This window comes from Stieleria varia (assembly GCF_038443385.1).
GTDB lineage: Bacteria > Planctomycetota > Planctomycetia > Pirellulales > Pirellulaceae > Stieleria > Stieleria varia.
This window is the reverse complement of sequence record NZ_CP151726.1, coordinates 8,286,099-8,306,454: the sequence shown is the minus strand read 5'-3', so window position 1 is coordinate 8,306,454 and position 20,356 is coordinate 8,286,099. Positions and strand designations below refer to the sequence as shown.

At 55.4% G+C, this 20,356-nt stretch carries 16 protein-coding genes; 7 read left to right on the top strand and 9 right to left on the bottom strand.

Annotated elements, in window-relative coordinates; translation table 11 throughout:
• Nucleotides 1–46 precede the first annotated feature (46 nt).
• The 3 genes from Pla52nx_RS28030 to Pla52nx_RS28020 form a co-directional block, all read right to left on the bottom strand.
• Nucleotides 47–1,615, bottom strand: coding sequence for a 2-isopropylmalate synthase (locus tag Pla52nx_RS28030; RefSeq protein ID WP_146522232.1), 1,569 nt, complete (start codon nucleotides 1,613–1,615; stop codon nucleotides 47–49).
• Between the two features lie 316 nt (nucleotides 1,616–1,931).
• Nucleotides 1,932–5,024 (bottom strand): protein kinase domain-containing protein, encoded by a 3,093-nt coding sequence (locus tag Pla52nx_RS28025; protein WP_146521931.1) that lies wholly within the window; start codon nucleotides 5,022–5,024, stop codon nucleotides 1,932–1,934.
• Nucleotides 5,021–5,614 carry an RNA polymerase sigma factor gene (locus Pla52nx_RS28020; RefSeq protein WP_146521932.1) on the bottom strand — a complete coding sequence of 198 codons (594 nt, stop codon included), beginning with the start codon at nucleotides 5,612–5,614 and terminating at the stop codon, nucleotides 5,021–5,023. Before Pla52nx_RS28020 ends, Pla52nx_RS28025 begins: the two co-directional genes overlap by 4 nt.
• 133 nt (nucleotides 5,615–5,747) lie before the next feature.
• Here Pla52nx_RS28020 and Pla52nx_RS28015 point away from each other — a divergent pair, with 133 nt between their 5' ends.
• A complete protein-coding gene (locus tag Pla52nx_RS28015; RefSeq protein ID WP_146521933.1) occupies nucleotides 5,748–5,942 on the top strand; it encodes a hypothetical protein in 195 nt (64 codons plus the stop codon).
• A 338-nt stretch (nucleotides 5,943–6,280) separates the two neighbouring features.
• Here Pla52nx_RS28015 and Pla52nx_RS28010 read toward each other — a convergent pair whose 3' ends face one another.
• From Pla52nx_RS28010 to fliP, 4 genes are read right to left on the bottom strand one after another with little or no spacing between them, the layout of a single operon-like run.
• On the bottom strand, nucleotides 6,281–7,042 hold the full coding sequence (locus tag Pla52nx_RS28010) for an EscU/YscU/HrcU family type III secretion system export apparatus switch protein (RefSeq protein ID WP_146521934.1): 762 nt from the start codon (nucleotides 7,040–7,042) through the stop codon (nucleotides 6,281–6,283).
• Between the two features lie 3 nt (nucleotides 7,043–7,045).
• Complete coding sequence (locus Pla52nx_RS28005; RefSeq protein WP_197454871.1) at nucleotides 7,046–7,849, bottom strand: flagellar biosynthetic protein FliR; 804 nt, start codon at nucleotides 7,847–7,849, stop codon at nucleotides 7,046–7,048.
• Entirely contained in the window at nucleotides 7,849–8,112 is a 264-nt protein-coding gene (locus Pla52nx_RS28000) for a flagellar biosynthetic protein FliQ (RefSeq protein ID WP_146521936.1), read from the bottom strand. Before Pla52nx_RS28000 ends, Pla52nx_RS28005 begins: the two co-directional genes overlap by 1 nt.
• Before the next feature lie 45 nt (nucleotides 8,113–8,157).
• Nucleotides 8,158–9,066 carry a flagellar type III secretion system pore protein FliP gene (gene fliP, locus Pla52nx_RS27995; protein ID WP_231742260.1) on the bottom strand — a complete coding sequence of 303 codons (909 nt, stop codon included), beginning with the start codon at nucleotides 9,064–9,066 and terminating at the stop codon, nucleotides 8,158–8,160.
• Between the two features lie 628 nt (nucleotides 9,067–9,694).
• On the opposite strand from fliP, the gene Pla52nx_RS27990 reads away from it, so the two are divergent.
• From Pla52nx_RS27990 to Pla52nx_RS27980, 3 genes are all read left to right on the top strand, one after another.
• Entirely contained in the window at nucleotides 9,695–11,569 is a 1,875-nt protein-coding gene (locus Pla52nx_RS27990) for an RHS repeat-associated core domain-containing protein (RefSeq protein ID WP_146521937.1), read from the top strand.
• A 48-nt stretch (nucleotides 11,570–11,617) separates the two neighbouring features.
• Nucleotides 11,618–12,331, top strand: coding sequence for a hypothetical protein (locus tag Pla52nx_RS27985; RefSeq protein ID WP_146521938.1), 714 nt, complete (start codon nucleotides 11,618–11,620; stop codon nucleotides 12,329–12,331).
• 908 nt (nucleotides 12,332–13,239) lie between these two features.
• Nucleotides 13,240–13,791 carry a hypothetical protein gene (locus Pla52nx_RS27980; RefSeq protein ID WP_231742262.1) on the top strand — a complete coding sequence of 184 codons (552 nt, stop codon included), beginning with the start codon at nucleotides 13,240–13,242 and terminating at the stop codon, nucleotides 13,789–13,791.
• Nucleotides 13,792–14,536: 745 nt separating this feature from the next.
• Here the strand turns inward: Pla52nx_RS27980 and Pla52nx_RS27975 are convergent.
• Both Pla52nx_RS27975 and Pla52nx_RS27970 read right to left on the bottom strand, forming a co-directional pair.
• Nucleotides 14,537–16,039: a sulfatase gene (locus Pla52nx_RS27975; protein WP_146521940.1), complete on the bottom strand. Its 1,503-nt coding sequence runs from the start codon at nucleotides 16,037–16,039 to the stop codon at nucleotides 14,537–14,539.
• A 52-nt stretch (nucleotides 16,040–16,091) separates the two neighbouring features.
• Nucleotides 16,092–16,979, bottom strand: a complete 888-nt coding sequence (locus Pla52nx_RS27970) for a helix-turn-helix domain-containing protein (protein ID WP_146521941.1) — start codon at nucleotides 16,977–16,979, stop codon at nucleotides 16,092–16,094.
• Between the two features lie 371 nt (nucleotides 16,980–17,350).
• Here Pla52nx_RS27970 and Pla52nx_RS27965 point away from each other — a divergent pair, with 371 nt between their 5' ends.
• From Pla52nx_RS27965 to Pla52nx_RS27955, 3 genes are read left to right on the top strand one after another with little or no spacing between them, the layout of a single operon-like run.
• Nucleotides 17,351–18,634, top strand: coding sequence for an L-rhamnose isomerase (locus Pla52nx_RS27965; RefSeq protein WP_146521942.1), 1,284 nt, complete (start codon nucleotides 17,351–17,353; stop codon nucleotides 18,632–18,634).
• A 37-nt stretch (nucleotides 18,635–18,671) separates the two neighbouring features.
• Nucleotides 18,672–20,120, top strand: a complete 1,449-nt coding sequence (locus Pla52nx_RS27960) for a purine-cytosine permease family protein (RefSeq protein ID WP_146521943.1) — start codon at nucleotides 18,672–18,674, stop codon at nucleotides 20,118–20,120.
• 15 nt (nucleotides 20,121–20,135) lie between these two features.
• A complete protein-coding gene (locus tag Pla52nx_RS27955) occupies nucleotides 20,136–20,333 on the top strand; it encodes a hypothetical protein (RefSeq protein WP_146521944.1) in 198 nt (65 codons plus the stop codon).
• The last annotated feature ends 23 nt before the right edge of the window (nucleotides 20,334–20,356 follow it).

Here is a 20,356-nt window from a genome sequence, read left to right as displayed (position 1 = left end):
GTTCGCTCGTGGTTGATTGTTCAGCGGTTGGCGGAAGATACGGGGGCTACGAACGATTCTCGATTTGGTTGATCGCGTTCAACATGGCCAGGATGGTGCTTTCGACACTATCCGTGCTGAGGCCGACTCCGCGATACAGCTGGCCTTTGTGCTCGACTTCCAAATTGACTTCGCCGATCGCGTCGCGTCCCAGCGTGGCGCTATGTACTCGGAAATCTTTACAGACGACTTCGACGCCCGTGATTTTTTCGACGGCCCAAAATGCGGCGTCGATGGGGCCATCGCCCTGGGCCACTTTCACGGACTGTTCATTGTCTCCTTTGCGGAGCGTCATTTGGACTTCGGGAGTGATGTTTTTGCCACTGGTGACCACGTAATCGATCAGCTTCCAACCCTGTTCGGTGTCGGCGCGGATTTCTTGGCGGATCAATGCGATGATGTCGCCGTCGTAGATCTCTTTTTTCTTATCCGCCAAGATCTTGAACTGGTCAAAGACGGTTTGCAGTTGTTCGGCGTCCAAGTGGTAGCCGAGCGACTGGGCGCGGTCGGCCAAGGCGGCGCGTCCGCTGTGTTTTCCCAGCACCAAATCGGTCTTGGCAACGCCGACGTCCTCTGGCGACATGATCTCGTACGTGCTGCGTTCTTTCAGCATGCCGTCTTGGTGGATCCCGGACTCGTGCGCAAACGCGTTGCGGCCGACGATGGCTTTATTGCGTTGCACATTGATGCCGGTGGTGGAACTGACCAAACGGCTGATCGGTACCAAGCGTTTGGTATCGATGCGAGTTTGGCAGTGATAAAAGTCGCTGCGAGTTTTCATCGCCATCACGACTTCCTCCAACGCCGCGTTGCCCGCGCGTTCGCCGATTCCGTTGATCGTGCATTCGATCTGCCCTGCCCCGGCGGCAACAGCGGCCAAGCTGTTGGCGACGGCCATGCCCAAGTCGTCGTGGCAGTGTGTGCTCAAGACGGCTTTGTCGATATTGGGCACGCGATTGCGGAGCATGTCAAAGATCTTGAAAACTTCCTCCGGCGTGACGTAGCCCACGGTATCGGGGACGTTGATCGTGGTCGCCCCCGCATCGATCGCGGCTTCGACGACTCGGCAGAGAAAATCATGTTCGGTGCGACAAGCGTCTTCCGGTGAAAACTCGACGTCGTCGCATAAGGAGACCGCGCGTTGAACACCGGCAACGGCACGCCGCACGATTTCGTCGGTTGTCATTCGGAGTTTGAACTCGCGATGGATGGCGCTGGTGGCCAAGAACACGTGGATGCGGGAGCTTTCTGCGGGCCCGACGGCTTTACCAGCCGCGTCGATGTCTTTGTCGTTGCAGCGGGCCAATCCACAGATGGTTGAGCCTTTGATGGTGCGAGCGATCTGCTGGACGGCTTCAAAGTCACCCGGAGAAGCGATCGGGAAACCGGCTTCGATGATGTCCACACCCAAGTCCGCGAGACTCTGTGCGACCTCCAGCTTTTCGGCCAAGTTCATGCTGGCACCGGGCGATTGTTCGCCGTCGCGCAGCGTGGTGTCAAAAATGCGGATTTGTCGCGTCGGCTGGGGAGGTGTTTCGGTCACGGAATCGTTGGGGACGGGGGCGGTTTCCGGCATGGCCATCAAAACTGTGAATGGTGGTGAAGTAAAAGCATAAAAAAAACCCGAGTCCACGGGGACTCGGGTTTGTTGTGTCTTGGTCAAATCCGCTGTTTTAGCGGTCTCTACACACCCTCATCTCCCGCCGCAGAGGCGTTTTGCAATAGGAGTAGTAGGATGTCGAGAATGAAAGTCATGATTTCATCGTAGGCAGATAGGGGGCAGATCGTCAATGGGTGATGTTGCTCTGGTGGACATCACCCGCAGGTTACCCCGCTGCGATCAGGAGTGGATTCGTGTTGGCAAGGTTCACGATTTTTAGTTTAGTCGACGTTTATTGATGATCGACAAGGGGCGCGATTTGAGCGGAAACCGGCAACAGCACTCGCATGCCGTGTTCTTTGTGGGTGAATGCTGGGAAGTGATTTCCTCGACAGGCGCTGCGGGAAATGGTCCGACGTTGCCAGTAACTGCCGCCTCGATAAACACGGCGTGTGCCCGTCGGCGGTCCTTGCGGGTCCAGTGTGACGTTCGCATCAAGTTCGGCGTAATAGTCAGCGGCGTACCAGTCTTGGCACCACTCAAACACGTTGCCGTGCATGTCGTACAATCCGAACGGATTGGGTTTCAAGCTTCCAGTGGGTTGGGGGCGTTTGGTGGCAGAGATCGACCAATCGAATTGCTCGAATTCATCGACCGGGTGCGACCAGGGCGTTTCTGTTCCCGCGCGACAGCAGTACTCCCACTGTGCTTCGGTGGGCAGTCGATACCCGGTGCTATTCGGTATCGGCCAGACCACCTCTTCACGGATTTCGTAGCTCGGCGAGAGCCCTTCCGCTTGGCTGAGTGCATTGCAGAAAGCGGCTGCGTCGAACCAGCTGACACTTTCGATTGGCATCGATTCGGGATCGAAATTGTTTGATGACGGATCGTTGTTGGCGTGGTGCGAAGGACGCTTGCCGGTGACCGCTTGATACTGACCTCGAGTGACTTCCATGGTGCCGAGATAGAATGGCTGACTGATCCGTACGCGATGCAGTGGCGCTTCGGCTTGGTAATCGTCTCGTTTCGTTTCACGTTTGTCCCACGACGCCAGTTCATCGATCTCGTCTTGTGTTGATCCCATTCCAAATTCACCGGGTGGAATAAGACGTAGTTTCATCCCCAGGGAATTGACGTATTCCTGCGGCAGGTTGCAGTGATGGCTCCATGCGGTCTGGATCTTGCGGGTTTGTGCTGCTGATTGAGGGGCCAGCAGCGGCAGGGGTGAGGTTCGCCACTGGCTCAATCCGCGGATTTCTTCGACTCCCATCGCACGAGAAAAAATGCAGATCTCATCGATCATGCCTTTCGTCGTGGTGCCGTTGATGGAGCCGACAATCATTTGATCCGAATTGCTAAGAATGGCGTGCGGGGTGTCCGCCGTCGTGTCGATCACGCCATCCACAAAAATGCTTGATTGGGATGGGGATAATGTGAAGGCGAGGTGGTGCCACGAGCCGTCGGCAATCATGCGGCGGGAGCGAATCGCAGGGATATGCTGATCATCGCTGAACAGATTGACGATCACTCTGCCTGCTTGAGATGAATCCGTTGACAACAGCGAAATGGCAAATCCCGCTGACTCACTTCGCTTTTGAATCAACTTGATGTTTTCGGTCAGTTTGGCCCTTGGGGTCTTGAGCCAAAAGGAGACGGTGAGTTCTTCGGTATCAAAGGAAGCGTGATGCGGAATCAGGGCCAGAGGTGCTGGCGATCGAAGCTGGGCAGACAGTCGGGTGCCAATCATTGGCGCTGAACTGCCGCTCAATTCGCTTGAGGGGACGGTAGGGACGCCATCAAGCCCATTTCCGGAACGATCCCGGAACGCGTTTTCGTGGGAGTCATCCAGCGGCCAGTAGGCCACCAAGCCCGCCGGTGCGTCAAACGCCGAACGCGGCTGTGGGGTTAGCTTTGGCGATGCGGTGCTGTCAAGTGAACTGCCTGCTGTGCTCTCTTCAGTGGACGCACGGTGCGATCCTGGCGATGGGCTGGCAGGCTCTCGTTCAGGTGTGTTGATGTTTTGCCACCAACCCGCGGCCGTCAGCGACACGCCGAGTACGAAGAGTGAAATGGCGACCGATTTCCAACTCCGGCGAGTGCTGCGTTCTGGCTGGCCTATCGTCGCCGAACCGGCCGATGTTTCTACAGGCTCCGTATTGTGTGAAATTTCTTTTGATGAACCTGACGAAGTTAGAAATTGGTGAGAGGGTTGAGAGTTGATCGTCTCACTGGCCCAGTGCGTCAGCGCCCGATCAGCTTTCTCCAGCGGTTCCAGTTCGACGTCGGGCAAAGCGGCAAGGAGTGCCTGCAACTGGTGTCCGTTGCACAGCGGCTGAATCCTGCGGATCACTTCGCCGGGAGTCGCAGGACGATTGTCCGGATCATTGCTCAGCAGTTGGGCAACGAGTTCGACCAAGTCATCCGATAGATCCGTTCGCAACTCACTGACCAATGGTGCGGGTTTGCTGGTGATGGTAAGCAATCGCTTAACCATCGAATCCTGTGATGGATGATTGTGTGGAGGCACGCCTGTCAGCAGACAGTGCAATGTGGCTCCGAGCGCGTAGATGTCTGCTCGAATGTCGACCCCGTGGCTGTCATCGCACTGTTCAGGGGCCATGAAGTCCACGGTTCCCATCAATTGTCCGGTCGCCGTCAGTTGTTCTCCTTCCGCAACCGCATCGATCATCAGAGCTAGTCCCATGTCCAGGATCTTGATGATCGGCTCGCCGGTTCGGTCACGTGTCAGCATCAGATTGGATGGCTTGATGTCACGGTGCACGATGTCTTGAGCATACGATTCACTTAAACCAGTGGCGGCTTGGCGTATGATCTCACACGCATCGCTCTGAGGCAGTGGTCCGTGATGTCTTACGATGGCCGACAGATCAGCTCCCTCCACCAACTCCATCGCCAAGTAACAAAAGCCGTCGTATTCGCCCGCGTCGAGTGCGGCGACAATGTTCGGATGGTTGAGCCTGCCGGCTGCACGCACTTCATTCCGAAAACGATTCACGGAATCCGCACGATGAAAGCGATGTGATGACAGGATTTTCAGCGCGACGAACCGATCTAGGCGGCAGTGTCGTGCTTTGAATACCGTCCCCATCCCTCCGCAGCCAAGTTTCCCCAATAGCTCGTATTCATTGATCAACAATGGTGGCGACACTGGCTGATGCAAATCCGCTGCGACCGGAAACTGTGCTTCGTGAGCGATGTCTTTGACACGCTGAATCAACTCGTCCAACTCATCCGTGTGGGAATTCGGTTTCGGTTTATCGTGTCCTATGTATGCAGCGATCGCATCAAGTTCGTCCAACGCGGTGAAATCGAATTCATCGTCCGTGCGGTCTGGCGGTTCGATAGGATCGTCCGGTGAAATCACTGTAGTAATTCTTCACGCAAGCGGCTCAACACTCGATACTTGGCTTGTCGCACTGCCCGAGGAGTCATTCCCAAGGAATCCGCAATTTCGTTGGCGGATTGCTGTTCAACCGTCATTCGCCAAAAGGCTTTCCAGGTGTGCGGCTGAAAGTCACCTTCGATCGCTTTGAGGGCTCGATGAACCAAGCTCTTTTCCGCATCTGCATCGTGTGGCGGTTCGTCGGATTCCAGGTAGTCGGGGACAGCAGTGATCAATCGGTGGGCTGTCGTACCGCCGGTGCCTTGCGCGGTCTTGGAGTTGGCATCAAAGTGTTGACGCAGGATGTTTCGCGTGATTCCCCATAGCCATCTGCGGAACGATCCCTGTTTGGATGTGGTCCGCTCAAAAGATTGCAACTTGGTCGCAACCACGCGAAAAACGTCTTGAGTGACATCCGCGACATCCGCCGACTGCAGCCCGCTTCCTTTGGCCCAGCGAAACACCAGCGGCGTGTAGATCGCCGCGAACCGACCCCATGCCTGGGAGTCTCGTACGATCAACCGCTCCAGCAGGTTGGTGGAAGTCGATTCGGCGGGTTGAACGTCAGTCATTGCAAAGACGGCCTGAGGCTACAGGTAGGGCAGGCAAGAATTTTCTTCTGGATGAGGCAATCAACAGGCTTTGCGTGGCGCGATCCCGAAAACACAAGTGAAAGGTCACACGGAACCGAGTAGGGGCTATCCAATGAAACAACGACCAACCGGTCCGCCGGTCAACGAGGACGATCAATCGGTCCAATCTGCTGACCATCGGTTATCTGATATTGAAACGCTGCTGCTGCGAATCTATTCCCAAGAATCGCAGGAAGACCTTGAATTGGTCCAACAATTGATCCATGAAGTCACATCCATCATCCAGCAGGCAACGGGCAAACCCTAATGGCCAAGGAACAACGATACAATTACTGGCGCACTTGGTCGTGGGATTCACCAGAATTCCTTTCGCACGGGATTTCCGGCGAAATCCACTACGCCATTGATTGAGGAATCGCTCCTAAGTGAACATCTGAGCAGACGCAATCTTCGGCACTGGTCGGAGTCCGGGGCAGGCACGGGGAGTAAACCGGAACGCTAATTCAAAACGGATGCTACACGCAGGTTGGGGGGCCATCAAACGAATTCAGGAAACACATCACACTTTTCACATTTGCCCCGCGTGATGTCATTCGCAACCGCGTTACGCAAAATTGCTGATGCGATCTCCCCCCCCTGCCGGAATCAGAGTTCTGCTGGGGTAACGGCCCGAGTGCTGGAAACGCGTCGTCGCGGTCGCTTGGGCTCATCGTCGCGCAGTTCGTCCTTGAGTTCCTGGTCCGTCATGCGAAGGCTTTGTTCCAACTGCCACCATCGGACACCGTATTCCAGCCCGCCCAGGACGATCATGGCCAATGCAAGACGAAAACAGGCTTGGTTCAGGCAGCGAAAGACCTCCCCAATCATGGCGATCGGCTGATACTGACCCAGATAGAGGACCGCGCGACCTTCATTGCGAGCAATCCAGACCACGGCTGCCGACAAAATTGCCAGCTTGATCATCACCAAGCCAGTTGCCGTCCATTGCTTCATTGAAAAGAGTTTTTGAGCGTTGTTGGCGGGATTGAGATGGTTGCCCGACGCAGCAAGTCTACCTGGTGTCCACAGCAGCCCGGTCTGTAGCACTTGAGCAGCGATGCTGACAGCCATGTAAACCAACAAGATGGGCGCCAGCAGGATGGCAAACGCCATGGCCGATCGTGTCAGCAATCCAATGGCATCGACTGAGTTCAGCGTCAGGTTGGTTGGTGATGCCAAACCCTCGCGGATCATCTGCATCATGTTTGTCAGAACGTCTTGCCCCCATAGCGAGAGAACGCCTGAGGCTGACAGCAACAGCAGGGCGGTGACCAGTTCACCACTGCGCGCGACACGTCCTTCGTCGCGCGCTCGCTTTCGTTTTCGCGGTGTCGGTGGATGTATCTTGGGTGCATCATTATCGGACATGGATCACCAAAGCCCATGGAGTTGCTCGGTCGCGAGACTGAGTTCTTCTTGAAAGATCAGTCCAGCGGAGCCGATCGTCAGCGCGGTCACCACCAGCATGGCCAGTACATTTAGATTCAAACCGACGGCAAAAATGTTGATCTGGGGCATGGTTCGACTGATCAAGCCCACCAGCAATTGCGTCGCGATCAGGGTCAAGCAAACCGGCGCGGCAACTCGGAGGCCCGCGCCCATGCCCTTTGTCAATTGATCGATGATCAGTTCGATCAACGGCTGGTTGATCGATGCATCGCCCGGCGCAACACCCGAAAAACTATCCAACAGGGCAGACACCAGTGCACGGTGCCCACCGGCAAGCATCATGACGGCCACGGCAAGCAGGCCGATCAGACGCGAAAGCGCCGGCGTTCCCTGCTCTCCAGAACCCTCGATACCTCCCAATGGAATTCCCGAAACGGTCGCGATCATTTCACCGGCCAACTGAACGCCCGACACCAAAAGCTGAACAACGCCGCCGATGATCATTCCCAGGATCAATTCTCGTCCGGCGGCTGCAGCCATGTTGACGATCAACATGGTCCAGCTCGATTCGCCGAGCAAACCAGCAACGGACGCGGATTCGGTGTCAACAAGTCCGGGAACGAGTACCGCGGTGATTGACAAAGTGATCACGATCCGGAGTCGCCAGGAAACGTGTGTTGTGATCCCGGGCATCGCCAACACCATGCCGCCGATGCGTGAGAACACGAGCAATGCGATCAGTAGATCGGAAAGATCGAGTTGCAGGAGTGAAAGAAGTGGTTGCATCAGAATCCGCTGCCCAGAAACGTTTGCTGGGTGAACTCGATCAAACGAGAAAACATCCACGGCATGCACGCGACAACGACGATCGTGCATGCGATCAACTTGGGGACAAACGAAATGCTCTGATCTTGAACTTGGAACAAGGTCTGCAGAATCCCGGTGAGCAATCCAACCACCGTCGCCACAATCATCACGGGCGCGGCCAACAGGATCGCGATCATCATCACGCTGCGGCAAAGGTCGATGGCACTGGATTGATCAATCATGAAAAGCGTCACTCTGAGTAAAAAGGTGTCAGGACTCTTTTTCGGCTATCCCGCCACCATGAAACTGTTCATCAGCATCTGAACCACCAAACGCCATCCATCGACCAATACAAATAGCAACAATTTCAGCGGCAATGCGATCACGTGCGGCGGCAACATCATCATGCCCATCGACATCGTGACGCTGGCGACGACCAGATCGACGATCAGGAAAGGCAGGTAGATTTTGAATCCCATCAAAAAAGCGATCTTCAATTCGCTCAGGATGTAGGCTGGCAACAGCACACGGATCGGCACATCCGCGAAAGAGCTGGGCATGGGGCTGTCCGGTTCCGCGTATTGATAGAACAATCTGACATCGTCATGGTTCTCAGCGGAGTCGATTTGCTGTGACATGAATTGGCGAATCGGAACGCTACCCTTCTCGTAGGCTTGCGCGAGCGTCATCTCCGTTTCAGGATCCGAATAGGGAGCGATTGCGTCGTCGTATACGCGGGTCCAGACGGGGGTCATCACCAGTAGCGTCATGAACAATGCGACACTGGTCAGGACTTGAGTGGGCGGCAACGATTGCAGTCCGATGGCTTGTCGGAGCAAGCTGAGGACGATGATGATTCTTACGTAGCACGTCGTCATCAGTAGGATCGCCGGAGCCAAACTCAGCACCGAGATCAACAGCATGACTTGCAAGCTGCCTCCCAATCCTTGTGGGCTGGTCAGCCGATCGGTGCCCGGCCAGGACGCCGCGGGCTCGGTTGCATCTGCGCTGGGGGATTGGGCTGAGTGATCGACTGGAGCAACGGAAACCGATGATCGAGGGATCAAGCGGCTGACCAAGTCGGTGTTTGAATCAACGCCCCCCTTCGATTCGGCATGGGCGTCGGATACTCCGGTCAGCCCGAGCAAGATCACCAGCCCGGCGGCGCAGAGCCATCGGAAAATGGTCGAGTTCAATTGCGAAATGCAGTGACGGGACAACGTTACAGGGCCTGATCCTTGGGCTGGTTGGGAGCATTCCTTTGCTCACCTCAGTCGGACTTTAGAGAAAATCCGGCGAATGTCGAAAGATCGATCAGAAAATCAGCCGCACGAGTTTCACGCAATGTTTTCACGCGGCAGTCTCGATATTCGCATCCCCTAGAGACGCGAATGCACAATGTCAGCTAGCCCCCCATCTTTCGCTCTCTGGCATGCGGCCGCTTTGAACGTGAAAAACAATGCCTGCCCCCGACGAACAACACCGTTGGAGTGTTAGGCTTCAGCCGATCCGAGTACTGAACGAAAACCGTTGGAGTGGTAGGCTTTAGCCGATCTGGGAACTGAGTAAAACTTGGCTTGCTCGGTTGGGGCTTTGGCTCCAGCAGGAGTCTTTCGGCGAGCGAGCCAGGGGGAGGCGGCTGAAGCTTGGACTCCAACGGGATTCGCCGACGGTGAAAAGAGTCCATTCAACGTTTGGAGCTGTGGCACTAGGGGTGCCAAGGTTGAACTCCATCGCCTTAGGGCATCAAGAATTTGGCGTCCACGTCTTGGTATCATGCGTGCAGGCGGTTTCGCATTTGGTCGACGCGACCGGGATTTACCCGTGCCAGGTCATTTTGTTCCCCGCGGGACGTGGGACCCCGGCGAAGCCCTTCTCGATGGCTCGACATCAGGATCCGATGGCGGGTATCCCGGTTCCACGTCGGGATCGATTTCCAGCGGAACTGTGACGACTGGTGGCTCGGGGTCAGGCGGATCTGGCTCGGGTTCATCGTCACCTGATGCACCCGTCAATGATCCGCTGGATGACTACACGACGTACGATTGGGACAACCGCAGTCGTTTGATCAAAGTCTCGGAGTTTGACGGCGACGACGTGTTGCAGGAGGTACACTATCTGTACGATGGATTGAACCGTCGGGTCGCCAAGCGAATCACCGACTACACACCCCAGGGTTCAGAATCAGGCACTGAGACGCAGACTTTCAATTCGGCTGAAGGTGTAACGACCATCGAGAAATTTGTTCACGATGGTGGTCACTTGCTGGCGGTGATCAATGGGCAAGGACGTGTCACGGAGCAACTCGTACACGGACCGATGGTGGACCAGATCCTTGCGGAAGAGCGATTCGACGAAGCCGGCGCCAGGACCGTCATGTTTTCTGCGGCGGATCACCTGGGCACGGTGCGCGATGCACTGACGTGGCAGGACGGGGTGGACCAAGTGGTGCGTCGCATCCACACGGAGTTCGATGCCTTCGGCAACGAAATTCAACCGATATCGCCGACTCCCGAGGACTGGCGATCTCGATTCGGCTACACCGGTCGTGACCGCGACCCGGAAACGGACTTGCAGTACAACCGCGCCCGTTACTATGACGCCCGAACCGGCAGTTGGATCAGCCAAGACCCGATTGGCTTCGCCGCCGGTGATGCGAACTTGTATCGGTATGTGGGGAACGGGGTGACCGGAGCGACTGATCCGACAGGTCTCTATGATGCTGGCGGACACTTTCTGACCACGTACATCATTTCCCAAATAATTTCCGGGGACTCACTCGCATCAGCAAAACTCGCATACTATTCCCAACTTCCGGATATCATCAAGGACCACGAAGCCGTACCACAGGTAATGAATGCCGGCAAGGCGAACGCGACTCGATCGATGAGTGTCACCAAGACTATGGCGAAAGACTGGTGGAATGCGGCGACGGGAAGGCCTACCATTACCGGGCAAGCAGGAATGTTGGCGTATGAGGAGGATTCGACGATTGCTTACGCACGTCAAATCAACGGAATTCTACATGCCCTCCACGGAACCGATGATGTGCAAAAATGGCGCACGTCGTTGGAACGTTTTGTTGCTGCGGGAGGAAATCGCTCGATTCAAGAGGTAGGCTACGCAATTCATACGTTCGGCGACACGTTTGCTCACACCTTCATCAGTGGCAATGGCAACCGTGAAGCCTACGGATGGTGGATCGGACACGGCAGCGTTACGCCGCCGCTTAGCGTTATCGACAACAACGACATGAGCGGTTTGGAAATCGCTAAGGACACTGGGCACGTACCGGACATCATTGCGTACGACTATAAGAACTATGAGGCGTATGTAGACTCTTTGGCACCTGCCCTCAGTGGATACGTTGGAAAACCGATCACCAAAGAAATGCGAGCAGAAATCGATGAATTCCTAGGCAACGTCAAAGGACTTGCGGCTGATCGACAAGCACTTGGCAACAACGGCAAGTTCTTGAGAGACGAGATGTTCAAAATCGCGAAAGAAAAACACCTGCCGCACCTCATCGGCGATGACGGAAGTGAATTCCTGCCTCATCTCAAATTCCGCCAAATCGTTCCAGCGTTTCAGGCGCCCAGCCAGTCCCAGGTCGAGGGGTACATGGACAACATATTTGGTGCTGTTTATCCCGGTAAGGATTCCATCAGCTTCCTCATAGAGGCACAAAGGGGGCAGTAGGTGAAAATCGTCTCTCGATCGCGAGTTTTTCTAGTGCTTGTAGTGTGCATGTTTTTCCCAATTGGACTGGGGGAGGCAAAGGGGGACGAAGGCATTGAGATTCTTGATGCGAGTTTCGATGCCGGTGTCGGGGAACTGCGAATCAAGAGTTACGGCGAGGAGACAAAGTCCTATTTGAAACAGATTACTGCCTCTGCCAAGCACGTTCCAGTTGATACGCTGGCGTTTTGGGACCTACACACACACCAGTTCTTCAAACTCGTTCCAGACTTCAGCTCAGTTTCGACTTTGGAGTTTCGGCGATGCGAGCTAACTGATTTGTCGACTCTTCTAAACCGTAAATCTATCGCGAAAACATTGAATCGGGTTTACTTCGTCGATTCACGGATTGAAGGAGACTTGCTTGTGTCTTCAGAGCATGCAAACCGGTTGAAGTTCTTGTCATTGTCGGGATGCGAGCTATCAGAGCGTGCGTTTCAATCACTGCGGAAAACTCGCGTTGCGTATTTTTACTGTGCTCACACGGATCTTGATGCCACGCAGCTTACGGATATCGCAAAGTCGCAGAACATTCTTGAAGCAACCGTTCAGGTGACGCAGCTTTCCACAGATCAACTGAAGCTTTTTGCAGAAATGAAGCACTTAAAGAAGCTTACAGTCGTAACTAATCAGAATAGCGAACAGATCCACTCAACTCTATCTAGTCTGCGGCCCGATATTGATCTGTCGTTTCGTAAACCTCTTGGTAAAACGACTCCATAGATGTTGCGGCAGGGTCAATTGGTGCCACCCACCAATATTGACGGCTGGGTTTGGGCAGCGGTATGTTCTGTACTGGCCATCTAATTCGGGAGTGAGGAGAAATCAAACGGGTCAGAGAAATCAAACGGGTCAGTTGGGGAGAGCTTCGCTGGGCAGGGAGAGCTTCGCTGGGGTCAGGCCTTGCATTGGGTTTTCGGCGGTGTTTGATTCAGGAGCCGTTTGATCGTCCTCCGCTGCAAGGTTGACGATGCCTCGTGCTCGCTGCGTCCAGTTCCCCGGAGCTATCAATCACCTGATCACACGGGGTTTAAGCGGTCGCCGTAGATCATGGCGTGACCGCTTCGTACTATGCCGGGTTTCGTTCTTCGGCTCCCGGTCGGGACATGGCCGCGTGGCTGTGCCGTCGTTGGACCGGAGCGACTTTGGCAGAACTAGGCGAGGCGTTCGGTGTCAAGGTCAATTGGCAGCGTCTCGGGTCTGGTCCGCCGTGCCGAGCAACGGCATGCCCAGTCGCCGTCGTGGCGGCGACGGGCGGCTTCGATTGAGGACAGGCTAAAGCTGAAAACCCAATGCAAAGCCTGACCCCGGCGAAGCCCTTCTCGCACACGTGTTCCATTGGCCGAATGGTGCCACCCACCAAATTCGGCCCTTGCTTCCACCGGCACGAGGCCGGAGGGGAGCCGAGAGAATCGCCCGCTACTTTGTAGCTCGTCAGTCTTGCTTCCACCGGGGCAAGCCCGGTGGAGAGCTTGGAAGTATGTCATTCATGGGGCTGGCGCTATTCGCTCCATTTAACCAGACTCTTGCCGGTGGTGAATCCGGCTGACTGGCTACGACAGGGTGGGTGGCACCAAAATGTTCTTTTGGACCGATTCCACCGTCAAGAGTTCTTCCAAGGAAACTGGCCCTTGACAACGTTGTGTGACCCAAACGATCCGGCCGGTGGGTTTATAATAGCTGGACATCAAGTCGATGGACGATTGCAAGTGTTGCTTAATCAGCGAGCCGATGTGAGAGCGACACAGGAAGGCCGGCACCGGGGGCATGACGGTTTTTTCGGTGCATTCGTCGCAGTCATGGATACGTTTTCTGGAGACTTCAGCTATCAAGATCATCCGGTAACATCTCCAAATGGAATGTCAGAACTGGATTTCATAGGAGCACTACTTGATTCCGCACAGTTCTATCGTAATGCGGAAGCTGCAAATCCGATTCCGTATGGAGCGATGAGCACTAATTGCAACCGATTCATGAATTCGTTCTTGATTTCTTTAGGTTTACCAGGAACATACGACTTCGGCGACCACGGAGTCACGCTGCCCTTCGGAGTCCAGCCCTTCGAAACTACATTCGACATACAAAATGCAACGACACTTCCGCCGGAGTACTTTCCGCGGAATCAGAATCGACAGACACCAAGCGGCGATGCGCCTCATGTTCCAAACGCAGCTAACAGATAGCAATTGGATGTAATGCCGAACCCGTATCAGCCTGCAAGAGAATTGAAGGTTCCGACCGCCACCAAACAGCGTTCCTGGTTGTTCCGTGTCGGAGCATGGTTGATCGCTGCTTGCGCGTCTTATTTCGTGGGTGTCCTTTTTGCATCTTTGGTCGTAAAACAAGTTTTTCCATATGGAGAAACAATGGTAATACCACTGATACCGTTGATGTTCGGAATTCCGTTAGCGGTTGCAGTTGCTTGCTTTACGAGGAGACCTTTGTGGGTGGTTAGTAGCTACGTCGTGAACGGGTTCGCCTTTGTCCTGCTTGTTGCAACACTTGAGGAGGCCTATCCAGTGTTACTGGGTATTCGCGATGAATTCTTGATACTGATACTTTCCGGTTTGATCTTTTCGTTGGTGGGATTCTGGTTCTTGTTTCGAGAATAGCAGGAAAGGAAAAATCAAAGGGGTCAGAAAAATCAAAGCACTGTCATGGCCGAACCTGATTTTGCTCGCCTTGGGAAAGCTTCGCTGAGCCAAATGGTGTCACCCAACAGCATTGTTATGCCCACTTCGGGGCTAAGGGGGGAACTGCCGACAGTAACCCAGGGCGACGCTGCGCTTTGCCCTGGGCTTTCATGTCATTTCCCTTCGGGACGTGCGGTAAACAATTGTCGCTCGACTTTCCAAGTCGATAGCGTTCTTCGCTGTACGTTGTCGACTCGGAGAGTCGAACGACAATTGCCCTTCGGGACGACGTTTCTCATGGTCGCCAAGGAGTTTTCCCGTCCTTATGCGGCATCAAGAATTTGGCGTCCACGTCTTGGTACCAAGCGTGTAGGCGGTTTCGCATTTGCTTGACGCGGTCTGGATGACGGTCGGCCACGTCGTTTCGCTCTCCGATGTCTTCGCGCAAGTTGTACAGGTGGACGTGTCCGTCCTCGTATCGTTCGACCAGTTTCCAGTCGCCCATGCGAACGGCGCCGCCGGGGAATCCGCCTTGGTTGCTGTAGTGCGGGTAGTGCCAAAAGAGTGCGTCGCGGTCGATAGAGGGTTGTCCGTCGAGCAAGGGTTTCAGCGAGACGCCGTCAACGGCTTCTGCGCGTGGCGGCAGGCCAGCGAGATCCAATAGCGTCGGGTAAAAGTCGGTGCTGATCACGGGGGTGTCACAAGTCGCGACTTGATCTTTGATCATGGGAGCACGAATGATGTAGGCTTCACGGATTCCGCCCTCGTACACCCAGCCCTTGCCGCCTCGCAGCGGTAGATTGCTCGTCGGTGAGCCTTCGGATGTCGACAGGCCTCCGTTGTCGCTGGTGAAACAAACGATGGTGTCGTTTTCCAGGTTCAGCTCCTTAATCGTTGACAGCACATTGCCGACCGCCGTGTCCATCGACTCGACCATGGCCGCATAAGTCGCGTGAGCTTGCAGCGTACGTACCTTGCGTTCTTGTTTGGCATCTGGCCAGACTTGTTCCTCGGGTGCGAACGCTTCTTGTTCAGTCAGTCCCAGTCGTTTGGCTTTCTCGGTGTACTTGTCCACCAACTCCTTTGGTCCCATCAACGGTGTGTGTACGCTGTAGAACGCGAGGTAGGCAAAGAACGGTTCGCCGCGATGCTGTCGGATGAAGTCCGACGTTTCTCTCGCCAAGCGAATCGGCAAGTGTTCGCCATCGGGGCCGTCCGTCAGACGTGGGTTACCGTAGGGCGAAAAGTAGCGTTTGCCTCCGTAGGGACCGCCGCGGCTGAACCCGCCACGGTTGACATCGAATCCTTGATGCTCGGGCCAAAAAGATTCGTCCGGACCCAGGTGCCATTTGCCGGCAAAGAACGTGTGGTAACCGTGTTCCTTGAGTGCTTCGGCCAATGTCACGTCCTGCAGCGGCATGCGGTCGTTCAAAGGAGCCGGTTTGAATCGTCCGCCGCGTGTTCCGGAAAAGAAGTTCGTGGTACCGGCGCGTGTCGGGTAACGTCCAGTCAGAATGCTGTAGCGAGTGGGCGAACAGACCGGATTGGCGGCGTAGCCGTTGGTGAAGTTCGTGCCGCTGGCTGCCAAGCGATCGACATTGGGTGTTTCATAAAAGGTCTCCGCGTTGTTTGCCCCGATGTCTCGATATCCCAGATCATCGACGAGGAAGAAAACGATGTTGGGCTGACGAGCGGACTCCGCGTGCAATGCGAAATCGGCGGAGAGAGTGATTGCAATGGCGAAGAAAGCGGCCGTCCGTAAACGAGCATCGGTGAGTTTTGGGAACGTTCCAGTCATGTCAGATCGGTGGTTGGGTGGTTTGGCGCGAAAGGCTGGTGATCAAATTGGTTCAACGTCCATTATTACCCATCGCGCCTCGGTATTGGCTGGGGGACGATCCGGTCACCGCCCGAAACTGTCGACTAAAGTAATTGCTGTCAGGGAATCCGACACGCAGTGCGATCTCGGAAATCCCCAATTCGCCTTGTTGCAGCAGTTCGCAGGCGCGACGAATCCTCAGGCGAATGAGGTATTTGATCGGTGGCAGCCCCATCGTCGATTCAAAGATCCGCAGAAAATTGCGGCGGGACATCCCCGACATCTCCACCAATTCGTCCAGCGTGATTTGCTGAGAGTAGTTGCGTTCCAGGTGTGAGATCGCGGCGGCAATGGCCAACAGGGATCGGCCGCCGGGGTCACGTGCTCGGCTGTAACAGCGGGACAGGTAGGCGACCAGTTGCAGGAACAAGGTCGTGGCCATGACACGAAAGCCGTCACCGCGTTCGGCCAACTCGGCTTGCAGTTGATCGATCAACTGCGTGGTGTGTGCCAACTCCACTGGCGTGAGTTGCAGTCGGCTACTGAACTGATGCTGTTTTCGGAAAGCGGGCTCGAGTTTGAACAGTGCGTGATAGCCCGACAACTGCGGCAGGTCGCAGAACTCCATCGGCAAGTGTTCCGGCTCGAACAGGATGTTGATCAAGCTCAATCGTTCCATGTTCAAGTAGTCGTGTGGGCGATCACCTCCGATGACGAAAGCGTCGCCGATGGACAGTTCGTACGTGTCTTCGGTGGTGAAGTGCAGGCCTTTGCCGCCGGTGATCACGACGATTTCACAGAACTCGTGGCTGTGCAGGCCGAACGGTTCTTGGGGGTCACGACGTTCCACGACAATCGGAAAACCGTCTTCGTGAAACCAGTCTTCTTTACGCAGTTTTCGCACGGTGGCTTGTTGCATCAAGGAAGGGAAGGGACGGTCGCTTCGTTGTTCGGCGATGCGCAGGTCTGTCGCCGCAACTCAGTGCTAGTTCCTGCCCACACAGAAGACTCTTGGGGCTCAGAATGGGAGTCTGAGTTTTCGGCAAGATAGACCATCAGAGCATCACGAATAAACTTTAGGGCGGGTGAAAAGCCCTGTTTGTTCAGTTAGTTGGGCGATCTGGCACTTTCGTGCTTTTGCATGGCGATATCGTCAAGGCGAAAGGCGAGCGATGCGAATAAGGTTCCCATTGTGCTAAGACCGCAGACGCCGCGCTCACGCGGCAACGGTGGGTCGGCTATCTTGTGGGGCACTCGTGAACACCCTTTTTTTCCACGAAAGTATTTGAGATGACGAAAGTGGAGCAAATCGAAAAGGCCTTTGCTCTTGCCAAGGAACGTTATGCGTCGATCGGCGTGGACGTTGATCGGGCGATCCAAAGTCTGCGTCAAGTCGCGATCTCGGTCCATTGTTGGCAGGGCGATGACGTGGCCGGGTTCGAAGCCACCGATGTCGCGCTCGGCAGCGGGTTGGCTGTGACAGGAAACTATCCCGGTCGCGCCAGAAACGCGGATGAGTTGCGGAGCGATCTCCAGTTGGCGTACTCGCTAATCCCAGGTCGTCATCGTTTGAATCTGCACGCCCTGTACGGTGAGTTCTCTGGTCAAGTCGATCGCGATGAAATCGATGTCACTCATTTTCAAGGTTGGATTGATTGGGCTCGTAGCGAAGAGGTAAAGCTGGATTTCAATCCGAGTTACTTCTCGCATGAGAAAGCCGACGATGGATTCACGCTTTCCCATTCCGATTCTGGCGTTCGGCAGTTCTGGATCGACCACGGCATCGCTTGTCGAAAAATCGCTGCCGCGATGGGCGGGGCTCAAGGCACTCCCTGCGTGAACAACTTTTGGGTGCCCGATGGCTACAAGGACTCGCCCGCGTGTCGCAAGGCACCTCGGGAGAGACTTGCCGCATCACTGGACGAAATCTTTGACGAGGTGATCGACACGGACAAGTTGCTCGATGCCGTCGAGTGCAAGTTGTTCGGTATCGGATCGGAAAGCTACGTCGTCGGATCACACGAGTTTTATTTGGGCTACGCGATCTCAAGAAACAAGACGTTGTGCCTGGACGCTGGGCATTTTCATCCCACTGAGGTCATCTCGGACAAGATTTCTTCGGTGTTGATGTACGTACCCGAGCTGTTGCTGCATGTCAGCCGTGGTGTCCGCTGGGACAGTGACCACGTCGTGACGTTCAGCGACGAGCTGCAGGCCATCATGCAGGAGATTGTTCGGGGGCAGTATCTGGACCGTGTCCACATCGGACTGGATTTCTTTGACGCCTCGATCAACCGCGTTGCGGCTTGGGTGATCGGAACACGCAACGCGTTGAAGGCGTTGTTGGCGGCGTTGTTGGAGCCGACCGAGACGTTGCAGCGGGCCGAGCGTGAAGGTGACTACACCACTCGCTTGGCACTGATGGAAGAACAAAAGATGATGCCGCTGGGGGCCGTTTGGGATCAGTTTTGTCTGATGTCGGATGTGCCTGTCGGCGCGGATTGGTTGCAGAACGTTCGCCAGTACGAGTCGGATGTGCTGTCCCAACGTAATGACCAGTCGGCGGTGGTTTGATTTCGGTTTCTCACAGGTGGCTTAGGAGAGTCGTTGGATGAGTGAAGAAAACTCGGATCCGAGCGGATCGGATTCAGGCGGTGAGTTTGAACGCGAACGCGTGCCAGATTCGGCGTTGTTGGGCTCGGGCAAGTTCTGGGGTATGTACGCGGGCGAGCATGCGGCGGGCACCGAGTTCATGATCGGCCCGTTGTTTCTGGCCGCCGGTGCGAGCTTGCAGGATTTGATCCTCGGTTTGTTGCTGGGAAACCTGTTGGCGGTGCTGACATGGCGATTCTTGGTCACCCCGATCGCGATGGCCAAACGGTACACGTTGTACTACCAGCTCGAACGCATCGCTGGTGGTTCTTTGGTCAAGTTTTACAACTTGGTCAACGGCTTGCTGTTCTGTTTTTTGGCCGGCGCGATGGTCACCGTCTCCGCTTCGGCAGTCGGCGTGCCGTTTGACATCAAGTTCGATGTGCCCGAATCAATGTTTGGGCTCAGCAATCCAGCTTTCACCGCGTTGGTGTTCATCGTCGGGGTGGTCATCGCATTGGTCGCCGCGGGTGGTTATCAGCGAGTGGCTCGCGTGGCCAACATTGCTGCGCCCTGGATGATCGCCGTATTCGCCGCGTGCGGAATCGTGGCCATGGGTCAGATGGGCGCGACGAATTGGTCGTCCATCACGGAAGGAAAATTCTGGACGGATGCGGTTGCTTTTGTGCAGGAAAAGAATGGCACGGAAACGTTCGGCTTTTGGAAGATTGTCGTTTTTGCTTGGCTGTGCAACGGCGCGATGCATTTCGGCATGGCGGACTTGTCGATCTTTCGTTTTGCCAAGAGCAAGGCGTCGGGATGGGCACCATCGATCGGCATGTTTTTGGGACACTACATGGCCTGGATCGCAGCAGCCCTGCTGTTGGCAGCGCTGATCAAGACTCAGTCTGCGATGGCTCTGGGAGACGATGGCAAGGTTGTCGCCAATCCAGGTCTGTTGGCATTTCAATCACTCGGTTGGACGGGCATCATCTGCGTGGTGATCGCGGGATGGACGACGGCGAATCCGACGATCTATCGTGCCGGTTTGGCTTTCCAAGGCATCTTGCCCAAGAGTTCGCGAACGACGATGACGTTGGTCGCTGGAGCGGTTGCGACGCTCGCAGGCGCTTTCCCCAATCTCTCGGCGCAGTTGCTCGGGTTTGTGGGAACATATGGGACAGTCTTGGGTCCGATGGGCGCGGTCATCTGCGTGGATTTCTACTTGTTGAAAAGGTTTGGCATGCGTGACGAGTACGCAGCGCGCCATGGGCAATCCGTCAACGTCGCTGTGATGTTGGCTTGGCTGTTGCCCGTCGCCGTCGGGTTGTACTTGATCTTTTGGCAAGGATTGTTCGCAGCCTATGCCGTCGTCCCCTGCTGGCTCGCGTGTGGCGTGCTGTACTTGCTGCTCAGCAAGGTGATGCAGAAACCGTCGAACGAAGCCGCGTCCAACGCACAAATTTGAACCCAGGAAAGCCACATGACTCCCATCGTAAAACTGATTTCCTTGGTGTCCTTGGCCGCCGTGATGTTGCCCTGCTTGGGGTATTTTCTCGGTCTTGTCGGGCTTGATGCCGTGAAATGGACGGCGCTTGCCGGCACGATCGTTTGGTTCATCGCGACGCCGATGTGGATGAGTCGAGATTTGCCTGTCGACGCAGGAGAAGTCGAGATCTAAATGGTAGTTCCAGAATCGCGACT